Origin of the sequence: Psychrobacter sp. KH172YL61 (assembly GCF_007182895.1) — a bacterium.
Classification (GTDB): Bacteria; Pseudomonadota; Gammaproteobacteria; order Pseudomonadales; family Moraxellaceae; genus Psychrobacter; species Psychrobacter pacificensis.
On sequence record NZ_AP019516.1, the window covers coordinates 1,084,589 to 1,096,718 of the forward strand.

The window sequence follows — 12,130 nt, forward strand, 5'->3', positions numbered from 1 at the left end:
GATATACAATTCACTCAGATATACAAAAGCCCCTATTTAGGGGCTTTTTATTGTGTAAAAAACTAGGCATAACACGTAATACAATAGGCTGTTATATTCAGTAACTAGCTGGCTTTAGACTGCGCCGACGCTTGCTGATTCTCTTTATATATCGCTGCCTGCAACCAGACATTGGCTTGTACATAGTCATGCACTTTAATGCTGGCGGTCTCTGGCGTATTAAGCGCACCAATACGTACGACAAAGGGATCTGCATCCTGCTCACGTAATGTCACTACATCAAACAAAATGACAGATTTATCGTTAAATATCGTTTCTTGTTTGCCAAGCACTTGACCTTGACACCAAGCCTCATCTTCTTGCCCTAAAGTATCGCCAAATAAATAAGCACACATGTGTCCTAAGTTGATTTCGACCGGTGCCATTTGTTCTTCGGTTTCAGGTTTCCATTCACTGATTTGCGCTTGCAGATCGTCTGGAATTTTTCCGTCATTAGCCGCGACGATATCGTTAAACGCACGGTGATAGCGGATAGATTCTTGGTCTTCTACCATGATGACTTCGTTTTGCTCACTGAGCTTAATCTCGTGCGCCCATGCGCTAAAGTTAACGAAATAAGACGTATCGCGCTGATACAAGTGACGGTTGGTGGTATAGAGCTGATCAAACGCATAAATAATGCTGCCATCAGCCGTGCGTAAGCGTAATACCGCATCGTGTAAGTTGTCATTGACAATGACGCGCTCGATTTTACAGTCAAGCCCATAAGGACTATCAACACAAGGATAAGCATTGATGAAGCGCTCAGGCTTACCGTCTTTCATTGCAAGTACTTGATTGATATGGCAGGGCTTGTCTTCTGATAACAACAAACAGCTGTCTTTTGCACTGACGTTGTTGTTCAGACCTTTAGGCATTGCCGCCACTTCGATCATTTTTGTAGCCACTCTGGCACATCATTGCTCATATCATCGGTCAAAATACGCCAATGATCGCCATGACCTGCAGACTGTTCATCGGTCAGTGTGATCTTGGTAGGAGTTTGAATGTTTTTATATTGATAATTTATGGTCATGAAAATACTCAAAATTAAGTCAGCGTGGGGTTTGTGTCTAATACTGTAGTGCGACGGTTACTTACGTACCATTCAGTATTTCAAATAACTGGTTTATGATGTCAGCGACATTACCAGCAAAGTGTGAACAAACCACAATGAGGGTTAATGACAATTGTCTTTAGCATATAATATATAGGTATTGACATATCTAATAGCAAGGCCTCTATAAAAAATAATAACAAAACCCAGTTTTTTGGTAAAAAATACTCTTAGTATCGGCTAATGACTGGCACATATTGGCTAAATTGTGTCAAACTAGCTCCCTTTGACGGCTGTCCTCGGCTCGTCTGATCTCCCTGTTTTGTGTTTGATTTATATGTGAGTAGTAGCAGCTGTATGATGCATTTACTACTGCTCGTGATGCAACCTATATAAAGTCGCACGTAGATAAGATAAAGAGTTTGAATATGTTTCGTCCTTTAGCGTTATTTATCGGCTTACGATATACCCGAGCAGAGCGTAGTAATGGCTTTATCTCCTTTATATCCCTGATTTCAATGATTGGTCTGACGCTTGGGGTTGCCGTATTGATTACGGTGCTATCGGTCATGAATGGTTTTGATCGAGAATTAAAAACCCGTATTTTGGGCATGGTGCCGCAAGCCACCGTGGTCTCAACTGAGATTATTGGTGATTGGGAGCAGCTCGCTGATAAGATTAAAGAAGATCCAGAAGTATCAGATGTCGCCCCCTTTATCCAATTGCAAGGGATGCTGACATCAAACGGTCAGGTCGCCGGGATTATGGTGACTGGCGTCGAGCCTGAATACGAAAAAACGTCTCTATCATTAATGATCATATGGTCGAGGGCAGTATTGATACCTTGCAAAGTGGTGACTTTAGCATTGTATTGGGTGAAGAGATGGTGCAGTCTTTGGGCTTGCAGATAGGGGACAAAGTGACTTTGGTGCTGCCAGAAGCATCGCCATCGCCAGCCGGTGTGATACCGCGGTTTAAGCGCTTTACTTTGACAGGTATTTTTACCATCAGCCCAGAGGTAGACAGTCTGATGGCGTTCATCCCGATGGGTGATGCAGCAAAACTGCTGCGTCTGCCAGAAGGGGCGCAAGGCGTGCGTATGAAGCTCAATGATATCTTTACTGCGCCGATTGCCGCAGAAAAAGCCGCTGCTATTTCTCCTCAGCAGTTGTTCCCCAATGATTGGACGCAGACGCACGGCAATCTATTTGGTGCAATTCAGATGGAAAAAGCCATGGTTGGTTTGCTACTATTTTTAATCATCTTAGTTGCCGCTTTCAACATTGTCTCAAGTCTTGTGATGCTCGTCACTGACAAAAAAGCAGATATTGCCATTCTAAAAACCTTTGGTGCGTCTCCTCGTTTGATTACCCAAGTCTTTATGGTACAAGGCGTGGTCATCGGTGTGATCGGTACCGTTGCTGGTACGATATTGGGTGTGATATTCGCACTCACCGTCAGTGATATTTTAGGCTTTATTAATCAAGTCTTTAATTTGAATCTGTTTGATGCTTATTTTGTGAATTATTTGCCGTCAGAGTTGCGTTTACTTGACGTGGTATTCATTACAGGTGCCTCATTTATATTGAGCTTTTGGCAACGATTTATCCAGCACGCCGAGCGGCTAAAATTCAGCCTGCCCAGACACTACGTTATGAGTAATTCAATCGCATAAATAAAATAAAGGAAGCGCTATGTCTGCCATTTTAAAGGCGACCAATATCAATAAAATATATGATGAGGGAGCCGTTAGTACGCAAGTTTTGACGGGCCTCGATCTGACAGTTCATGCTGGTGAGCGCATTGCTATTGTCGGGACCAGTGGTTCAGGAAAAAGTACCTTGCTACATTTGCTTGGTGGTTTAGATACGCCCACGAGTGGTGAAGTCTGGTTACATGGTCAGTTATTAAATAGCATGAATGAGACCGAACGCGGCGCGATGCGCAACAAGCATTTGGGTTTTATTTATCAGTTTCACCATTTGCTAGCAGAGTTTACCGCAGTCGAGAACGTTGCGATGCCTTTACTGATGCGTCCAGAAGTATCAACGACTGACGCTCGCAAGCAAGCGATTGAGATTCTCGAAAACGTCGGTCTAGATCATCGGTTGATGCACAGACCGGGTGAGCTATCAGGTGGTGAGCGTCAGCGTGTGGCGATTGCGCGCGCACTAGTTACCAAGCCTTCGCTTATCTTGGCGGATGAGCCAACTGGTAACTTGGATTATGACAATGCGCAAAGTGTCTTTGCATTGCTATCAGAGCTACAAAGCACGATGCAAACAGCACTTTTGATGGTGACACATGATCGCAACTTGGCGGCGCTTGCTGATCGTCAATTATTGCTACGTAATGGTCATTGGGAACAGTATTAACGTCTATATATGTTGAGATTTTCAGATGAATATAAGTGTCATAAATTGGCACTTATAAGGGTTGTCCTAACGAAATATATTGTTGTATTATCAAGTAAATATCTCATAGCAAAAGATATAAAAGCTTGATTAACTAGCTGCTATATCTATTTTATAGGACTCCGAATAATGAACAAAGATGACAATCCAATCGCCGCTTTTGGCAGTGCTGAAGAAGGCGATGAGCCGTTAAAGCCTTATATCGATCCAACCTTGTTTGACACCATCGATAGACAAGAACAAAGGATCTTATCACCCCGTGTTTGATGCGATCACTTTGGCTGGGGTTGACTATGATTTAAAGGTTCAAGACAGCGCGACAGGTAAGCGTTATACGCTCTGTAAAAACGACGAGGTTATTGAGATCGTCTCTATGGATAAAGATTTTACGGATAAGCTTATAGATGCCATAGAAAGAACCAAAGAAGAGTGATAGCTATTGCTTCAGACGCTGACGTTGATACTGTTTAATATTAATACCGTTTAATGATGTTAAACGGTATTAATATTTAGGCGATTTATCATCAGGTTTTTGCTGACGTTTTTGCCAACTTACGACCGTCTTGTAACGCCAAATCGCTTTAAAAGCAAGTCCACAAATGATGCTGGTTATAACCGCTAAAATCGTTAGCCCTATACAAAATGCTGTAAGCGATACAGTGCCCTTATAAGTAATAAAAGGGTTGGCGCCATCTGATAATGCCCATAAGCTAAAATCAGCAATCATTCTGCCGATAAAGCGCAAACTGATCACTGGTGCATCAATGATTTTTGCCCCGATATAATACCCAGCATAAAAAGATAGGCAAGCTGGTGACTGGATTGGTAATCCACGTCAGACCGAGAGCCATAGGCACATTGGCTCGAAAAATAAGTGAGCCAATCAAAGCCAGCAACATCTGTCCTGGCAGTGGAAAAAATGCGCTAAGCACGCCAATATAGACTGCTTTATTTAAGCTATGGCGGTTGAAGTGCCATAACCGAGGATCTGCCAAATGCGGGGCGAACAGTTTTAGGGTGCGACTTTCTAGGATTTTTTCCGGTGTAGGAAGCAGGTCTTTTAGACGTTTGTGGGGCACAGTATCGCCTTTAATCGTTAACGACAGTCCGCTCAATTGTATTGATGGGCTGGTATAAAGTAATATTATGGATAAAAAATACCGATGAGAATACATAGAGTGGTGATGGTAGAAAGCCATCATTTTAATATGCCTCATCAGTATAGGGTAATATAAATATAAATGCTATTGCCTCACAGATATGATGCTTCAGTCGCTTCTAAAATGTCGATAAAAATGGCTGCTTTGGCGCCTTATTATCATCAATAACTGGCGTTAGCTGCATTATAATATTTTGCTCATCAAGCAAGGAGTGCTGGTGTATTGGTTAGTTGGTAGCCTAGTAATTATTGCTATGATGGGTGTGTTGGCAGTTGCAGATAATGTGGCGATGCCGATCGACATGCCTTTATTGAATGTGGTCAGCGCCACAGGTTTGCTTTGGTTGCTTGTCATATTTACTATTATTCTGCTTAGTGCTACTCAACTTAATAGCCCTTCAGTAAATACTCAAAGTACCAATAAAACGCGTTCTGTCAGCTCACCTAATGATGTTAAATTGTCACTTTTTAGCAAATACTTCTTATTTGGTCTATTAGCCATTGGGTTGGTCGTGGGTAGCGCGCTACAAGCGCTAGTTGCACATCAGCAAGCCGAAACGACCAAAATCACTGACTCTATACGTGTACAAGCACTCGTTCGTATCGAAGGGATAAGTGACAGTGTATATGATGCCAGTACAGATAGCGGCTATCGACAAGTAGCAGTGGTCACGCATTTAATGCCATTAGTCGCTGAGTTGACTCCCCAAGATTTGGCAGATAGTACAAGGAATTATTCGAAGGAAGAAAATAATAGCCTAAGTAAAAGCTATAGTGACAATTTTGAAAAAAACCCAATAATCATATCGAATACCGAGTATTGCTCAATGCCTATCCAAAAAACACATCAAATAATGACTCGTTCTCAAATTTAAATGATTTGCAGCCAGGCGATGAGCTATTTATGAGCTTGGCACTGGTACCATTGTCTACCTCCAAGCAAGCAATAAGCAACCCGTCTGGTTTTGATGGTTATCGCTGGTTGCGAGGTCGACACATTGATGGTGTGGCAAATATACTGGCGGTTAGTCCGCTCTCTGTCAGCAAAAGCAATAACGATGAAGCTTTACAACAAGCATCGACGTCTGACTCTTATTTCCAGCGATTTCGTACTCGTATTGATATAGGACGTTGGCAATTAAGAGATCATTTCTATAGAGATTGGCCTGCACAAACCACAGCAGAGCAGCAGGCCAGAGCTGTCACATTGAGTTTGCTCACAGGTGACCGTAGCTTGATCAATCGCGACACCAAGGATCTATATCAACTGGCGGGTATCTCGCATTTGCTTGCAATATCAGGGACACATGTACTGTTTTTAGCCATTGTATTGGGCGGCGCCGTTGTGTTGCTATTCAATCGACTGTGCCCAGTGGTTTATCGCTATATGCCACGCTGGCAAGTGCGTTGGTGGGTAATGATTGGTGCTGCTTTTATTTATGCACTATTTACAGGTTTTGATGTGCCTGCTGCACGTACGGCGTGGATGCTACTGGCTATCGGCTTGGTGAGATTGACATTGCTACCTATCAGTACCATGCGTGTGTTGTTAGCATTAGCTGTCTTGATGGCATGGCAAGATCCGTATGTATTGTGGCAGGCAGGGTATTGGTTGTCCTTCATCGCAGTGGCGCTGTTGCTCAAATACGAAGATACCTCGTATCAGCATACTACAGAGGCTTTGAGATCATCGTACGACGAGCATAGGAGTAAGGGCGATAGAGTGCTCTATCATGCTCTGCGAGCTGGACGGCGTATGTTCAAGCTACAGTTTTGGTTGTTTCTGACGTTATTGCCTATTACGCTGCTCTTATTTGGTAAAGCATCATTGTGGGGACTTATTGTCAATTTATTTGCGATTGGGCTGTTTGGGTGGGTGATTGTACCGCTCAATCTGTTAGCAGGGCTTTTTTACCTGTTATCACCCACGATAGCTGACAGCATTTGGTCTTTAGTAAGTGCCATCGTCGGCAATCTACATGAGTTGATTGGTTGGCTGACATCATTACCAGCATTAACAGACGCATGGTTGTATACGCCAGTTAATATGGCGATATTGCTCATGGTGTTGTTAAGTATAGTACCTTGGCTTTTGCCAAGAGGGCTGCTCAGTCGCTGGTTGGCACTGCCTCCACTGACGCTGTTAATGATGACGGTGTATGCCAATCAGCAGTCACTTGTAACAGTACCGACGTTATATATTTTGCCAACGGGTGATCCCTATATCAGTGCAGCCTTGCTACAATTCCCTTTACATAACCAAAGCGTTAGTAACAGTAAGGATAGATCTTCACTTGCGAAAGACAATACCAGCTGGCTATTTTTGGCCGATCATAGACCAACCGCAACACAGACCATGCCAAGCAATCTCACAGCGGATAAACTATCTGTATCTTTAGAGCAGCAACTGGGCAGTTTGTCAGTTGATAAACTAGAAGGCATCATAGTGCAGAGCAGTAGCACTGTACTGACTGACACGTTGAATGCCAGTGAGCAAAATATGGTCGTTAGCGCCAAAAATTCTGAGTTATTACCGCTGGCAGTTGCGCAGTTAAATCAGCAGCTACCTGTCAGTCAATATTGGCAAGCGGGACGCTCCGAGCGTTGGTCTGCATTCCAGCAAGCCTCTAAAATAGCAGCTCAGTCTAAAGGTAAGACGAATATCAGTGCGCAAGGATGCGAGCAAGGCAAAACATGGCAGGTGGCTAGTGGTGATTTATCCATCCAAGCAATGACAGGCTGGAGCGAGATAGGTGATACTAGCGTGTGGGACTGTACAATTGCGATTGATAGCAGCGTACCTATACAAGTTCTAAGATACAACGCAGCCGATCCGCTAAAGTCATTATCTGTAAACTCTCAAACGAAAATAGCAGATAACCAGTTAGATACGGATCACAAAAACTCGTCTCTATCACGGCTTGTTTTAGACACTGATACCCATCCACGCGTTTGGCAGATGTGGTCATTATTATGTTCAGCTGATTCGAATAACGACAGCATGAGGTTTAAAAATATCACATGGCTTGGTCATAGTGCATCACAGATGACAACTGATGTCATAAGTCGTCAAAGCATCAATGATATTATCACCTACGATGACAAACCTTTAGAAGCGTCTTTATCGCTGAATATAATGGACAACGGTGTTGACGCAGAAGCGATGAGTCCTTAAAAATATTGCTTATACTCGCAGTGTTACAATATGGTGATATTTCACAGTTATACTATTGAACCATTATCGAAATACCACCATACTTACCAGCTTATTCATACCGATAAGTGATGTGACGATAAGATATTTATCTTTTGCGGTCATTATCAGTATCATCTTTTTATTGTTTTAGATTGTTTCTGACTTAGGAAGTTATATGCCCAACTGGCCACCAGACCCAAACAAACGTCCTGATAATTCGGCAAATCAGCCAACGCCAATGCAGCAACCAAACGCGCCGAGCGGACAAGAGTGGAAAGTACTGGAAAACACCTTATTAGCTAGTGTGGTTGAGCAGCGCCGTGCTCGTCGCTGGAGTATTTTCTTTAAACTGTTGACCTTTGGTTATATATTATTGATATTTTTGACCATAGGTCGCGGATGTAGTGGTTCGCCAACAGGTATGGATGCCGTTGATACTAGCTCGCCGCATTTGGCAGTGGTTGAGCTGCAAGGTGTGATCAGTAATGATGATGTGGCCAACGCTTACGATGTCAATGAGGCATTGACAGACGCTTTTGCAAATAGTAACTCTAAAGCGGTGGCGTTAGACATTAACTCACCTGGTGGCTCACCGGTACAGTCTGATGAAATTTGGCAGACTATGATGGATCTGCGTAAAGAATATCCCGATAAAAAGCTTTATGCTGTTATCGGTGATATTGGTGCTTCAGGTGCTTATTATATCGCCTCTGCCGCAGATGAGATCTATGTCAATCCATCGAGCTTGGTTGGTTCTATCGGTGTCATTATGCCAAGTTACAATGTCAAGGGCCTAATGGACAAGGTCGGCGTAGAAGATCGTACTATCACTGCGGGTGAGTACAAAGACATCTTGAGTTTGTCGCGCCCATTGACTGACTACGAAGAAAAACATGTCGAAGGTGTGCTTGCTAATACGCACAAGCATTTCATCAATGCCGTCAAAGAAGGCCGCGGTGATCGCTTGAAAAATCCTGAACAAAACAAACTGTTTTCAGGACTGTTTTGGACCGGTGAGCAATCTATCGAGTTAGGTTTGGCAGACAAAACGGGCAGTATTACAAGCCTCAGTAAACAATTGGATCTTGATACGATCATCAGCTATAGCCCAACCGATCCGTTCCAAATGTTTATGGATCGCTTTGCGGTACAATTGGTGCAGGCATTGGCTCTAGCATGAGCCTTGATGGGTTTTTGCCCCAAGAAGAAGGTAATGCAAAAATGCGTTAAGCGTTTAATATTTTAGATATACTGTGTATGATTGTTGAGGCTGAGCATATAATTATGCTCAGCCTCAATTGTATATAATGCTAAAAACTACCTTAATATGAAAGACAGTTGAATTATTAAAAATAATATATAAACCATCCCACGAGAGCCTGTTATGAGTGATGAAATCAATTTGCAGACCTTTGCTGCGCTACCTGTCTCCAAGATAACAAAAAAGCCTGTATTACATTTTGCCCATGCCAATGGCATGCCAAGTGCTGTCTATGAGCCGTTTTTGCAGGATTGTCCGCATTTTTTACGATTGAATATATTGCCATGTTGGGTGACACGCCGGATTATCCCGTGGATAATCATTGGCGCAGTCTGACGCAGCAGGTGATCGATAGCGTAAAAACTGCCTGTGAGAAGCATAGCGTCAGTCAGGTGGTGGGCGTGGGTCATTCACTTGGCGCCATGTGTACCTTGCAAGCAGTGTACCGTGAGCCTAAGCTGTTTGCTCAAGCAGTGCTCATGGATCCGCCTTGGATTTATGGCAAAGTTAGCTTGTTATGGCATTTGGCAAAGACAGTAGATAAATTGCCTCTTACGAGTAAGCGTTTGATGGATAAATTGTCACCAGCGGGTATCTCTAAGCATCGCCGTGATGTGTGGGACAGCCGAGCAGATGCGTACGAAAAAATGCGGCACAAAGGATTTTTCAAAAACTTTGATGAGCGCAGCTTCCAAGGCTATATCGATCATGGCTTGCATGAGCGCGCGGATGGTAAAGTGACACTGGCCATTCCTAAAGCTAATGAAGTAGAAGTGTTTCGTACCAATCCTTCTTGGTATTGGCTGACGCCCAATCGTGGCCCCAAAGTGCCTGTTACCTTGATTATCGGTCAAGACAGTATCTTTTTGAAACGTCGGTTTCCCCAACAGATAAAGTCGCGCTTGGGCATACCTTATGAGACTCATGAAGGGGGGCATATGTTCCCACTTGAGCACCCAGAGTCTGTATCGCAGCAGGTACTAGAACTGATTAAGCGGCAACTATCAAAATAAAAGCAACGTATCGTTATGTAGGCTTGTGTCTAATACAAGCTGACAGCGTATTTTTAAGTGACATATATATGCCAAAAACGTGACAGCTTTACCGGATATCGCAACCTCGTCTGAGCGTCCGCCATTATTTTCACGCGTTGGTACATTTATGCTGACGGTAGGGATGGTGCTTGCGTTTTTTATCAGTCAATTGGTAGGCGTCTATATCGCTGGCAAGCTGGTATTACCTGCGACCAAAAATGCTTCGATGGGCGATATCTTCTTTTTTGGCAGTAACGATGGAACAGTCGTGAGCTTATCAATACTCATAGGCTGTGTGCTGCTGATGACAACCAGTGTTCTCATTATTCGTATAAAAGGCGGGGAATGGCGACAGTATTTAGCATTAAAGCCGTTTTCATTTACGGTAGGTATGGGCATGCTAGGATTGCTGTTGATATTTATGATAGTCAGTCAGGCGCTGACTTATATGCTGGATATGACGCCGCTGGTATTTGTCGACCCTCTATATCAGTCTGTTAGTTCAGTGTGGCTGCTGGTCTTTGCAATGGTCGTCGTTGCACCTATTTACGAAGAAGTGATCTTTCGTGGCATATTATGGTCAGCCATCAAAGAGCAGTTCACCGCACCGTCATACTCTGTGCAGCACGGTGCGATAGTAGCAAGTATCGTGACCAGTTTGATATTTGCCACTATCCATGTGCAGTATGGCATTTATGAAATCAGTACTATTGTGGTTTTGGCATTCATATTTTGTTATGCACGTATCAAGTCAGGGTCGCTATTACTGCCAATCGTACTACATATCGTTAATAATGGCGCAGCAATGTGGCAGTATCTTGCGCAAGCGGCGTAGATAACATGCTAGCCACGACAATGGCTAGCATGTGAATTCTATCAAGCCAGTTATATCAGCATTTAGCTATGCGTCAGGATTTAACAATAATACTTCATCGGCTGCTCGTTTAATGTCATCGAGCGTGAGCTGAGGTTTGCCGCTCAATGCTTGCCGCCATTTGCGTGCACCCATCAATCCTTGAAACAATCCTAGATAATGCCGTGTCATCGTGGGTAGTGCTTCGCCTTTGGCGATTTGTTCTTGTAGATAAGGGTAGAGCTGCTCTAAAATCTCTGAGCGCTTAGGTATTGTTTCGGGTGCTGCCTCGTTCCATAAGCTATTGGCCTCTGCTAATAGATACGGGTTGTGATAAAACGCCCGACCAATCATCACGCCATCGATATGTTGCAAATGCATTTTTATGTCTTCAATGGTATCAATACCGCCATTGATCTCAATATCAAGCTCAGGAAAGTCTTGTTTTAGACGATAGACATCCTCGTAGCGTAGCGGTGGTATCTCGCGGTTTTGCTTAGGACTCAGCCCTTGTAGCCACGCGGTACGTGCATGAACGATAAAACGCGTACAGCCAGCCGCCGCAACGGTCTGCACAAAATCCACCATAAACTCGTAACTGTCAAAATCATCGATACCGATACGGTGTTTGACCGTCACGGGGATATCGACTGCAGCTTGCATGTGCTTGACCAAGTCAGCCACCGTTTTTGGCTCTGCCATTAGACAGGCGCCTATCTTGTTGTGTTGCACACGATCAGAAGGGCAACCAACATTGATATTGACTTCATCATAGCCGTATTGCTGAGCAAATTCGGCGCATTGTGTCATCTCACTGATATCTGCTCCGCCAAGCTGCAATACCAGTGGATGCTCAAGTGTGTCAAAGCGTAGGTGACGTGCGCGGTTACCGTGTATCAATGCACCGGTGCTAATCATTTCGGTATACAGGTACGTGTGCGGGTTAAATAGTCGCGCAAAGTAACGATAGTCTGTCGTTGTCCAATCAATCATTGGCGCAACGGAGAGGCGTTTGTTGGTCATATCAACCATGGTTATCAAGCCTTAATATCTGTGTCTTAAACAAATGGATAAGGTGCAATGAGATATCTCATTGCACCTTAGTTTTAAACATCGT

Annotated in this window: 10 protein-coding genes and 3 pseudogenes; 9 read left to right on the forward strand and 4 right to left on the reverse strand. The window is 43.7% G+C overall.

Going from position 1 to position 12,130, the window contains the following annotated elements:
* Positions 1-104 precede the first annotated feature (104 nt).
* A pseudogene (locus tag PKHYL_RS05725) lies at positions 105-1,075 on the reverse strand (hypothetical protein).
* 449 nt (positions 1,076-1,524) lie between these two features.
* On the opposite strand from PKHYL_RS05725, the pseudogene PKHYL_RS05730 reads away from it, so the two are divergent.
* The 4 genes and pseudogenes from PKHYL_RS05730 (at position 1,525) to PKHYL_RS05745 (ending at position 3,943) form a co-directional block, all read left to right on the forward strand.
* Positions 1,525-2,758 (forward strand): annotated as a pseudogene (locus tag PKHYL_RS05730) (lipoprotein-releasing ABC transporter permease subunit).
* A 32-nt stretch (positions 2,759-2,790) separates the two neighbouring features.
* Positions 2,791-3,471 carry a lipoprotein-releasing ABC transporter ATP-binding protein LolD gene (gene lolD / locus PKHYL_RS05735; protein WP_071001893.1) on the forward strand — a complete coding sequence of 227 codons (681 nt, stop codon included), beginning with the start codon at positions 2,791-2,793 and terminating at the stop codon, positions 3,469-3,471.
* A gap of 168 nt (positions 3,472-3,639) precedes the next feature.
* Positions 3,640-3,777, forward strand: a complete 138-nt coding sequence (locus tag PKHYL_RS05740) for a hypothetical protein (protein WP_240366194.1) — start codon at positions 3,640-3,642, stop codon at positions 3,775-3,777.
* Positions 3,770-3,943: a hypothetical protein gene (locus PKHYL_RS05745; protein ID WP_240366195.1), complete on the forward strand. Its 174-nt coding sequence runs from the start codon at positions 3,770-3,772 to the stop codon at positions 3,941-3,943. The genes PKHYL_RS05740 and PKHYL_RS05745 overlap by 8 nt, the downstream gene beginning before the upstream one ends.
* 69 nt (positions 3,944-4,012) lie before the next feature.
* On the opposite strand, the gene PKHYL_RS05750 is transcribed toward PKHYL_RS05745, so the two are convergent.
* Together PKHYL_RS05750 and PKHYL_RS05755 are read right to left on the reverse strand one after the other, a co-directional pair.
* Positions 4,013-4,255: a hypothetical protein gene (locus PKHYL_RS05750; protein ID WP_240366196.1), complete on the reverse strand. Its 243-nt coding sequence runs from the start codon at positions 4,253-4,255 to the stop codon at positions 4,013-4,015.
* A 16-nt stretch (positions 4,256-4,271) separates the two neighbouring features.
* Positions 4,272-4,589 (reverse strand): DUF2062 domain-containing protein, encoded by a 318-nt coding sequence (locus tag PKHYL_RS05755; RefSeq protein WP_240366197.1) that lies wholly within the window; start codon positions 4,587-4,589, stop codon positions 4,272-4,274.
* A 298-nt stretch (positions 4,590-4,887) separates the two neighbouring features.
* Here PKHYL_RS05755 and PKHYL_RS05760 point away from each other — a divergent pair, with 298 nt between their 5' ends.
* The 5 genes and pseudogenes from PKHYL_RS05760 to PKHYL_RS05780 all read left to right on the forward strand — a co-directional run bounded on the left by PKHYL_RS05760 (position 4,888) and on the right by PKHYL_RS05780 (position 10,995).
* Positions 4,888-5,544 carry a hypothetical protein gene (locus tag PKHYL_RS05760; protein WP_240366198.1) on the forward strand — a complete coding sequence of 219 codons (657 nt, stop codon included), beginning with the start codon at positions 4,888-4,890 and terminating at the stop codon, positions 5,542-5,544.
* Positions 5,545-5,573: 29 nt separating this feature from the next.
* The gene (locus PKHYL_RS05765) at positions 5,574-7,844 is read left to right on the forward strand and encodes a ComEC/Rec2 family competence protein (protein ID WP_240366199.1); all 2,271 of its coding nucleotides are present in this window, start codon (positions 5,574-5,576) and stop codon (positions 7,842-7,844) included.
* Between the two features lie 196 nt (positions 7,845-8,040).
* Entirely contained in the window at positions 8,041-9,045 is a 1,005-nt protein-coding gene (gene sppA / locus PKHYL_RS05770) for a S49 family peptidase (protein WP_442966120.1), read from the forward strand.
* Between the two features lie 204 nt (positions 9,046-9,249).
* Positions 9,250-10,139, forward strand: a pseudogene (locus tag PKHYL_RS05775) (alpha/beta fold hydrolase).
* Between the two features lie 64 nt (positions 10,140-10,203).
* Entirely contained in the window at positions 10,204-10,995 is a 792-nt protein-coding gene (locus PKHYL_RS05780; protein WP_240366500.1) for a CPBP family intramembrane glutamic endopeptidase, read from the forward strand.
* Positions 10,996-11,061: 66 nt separating this feature from the next.
* Here PKHYL_RS05780 and dusA read toward each other — a convergent pair whose 3' ends face one another.
* Entirely contained in the window at positions 11,062-12,045 is a 984-nt protein-coding gene (dusA, locus tag PKHYL_RS05785; protein ID WP_071001888.1) for a tRNA dihydrouridine(20/20a) synthase DusA, read from the reverse strand.
* Positions 12,046-12,130: the final 85 nt, after the last annotated feature.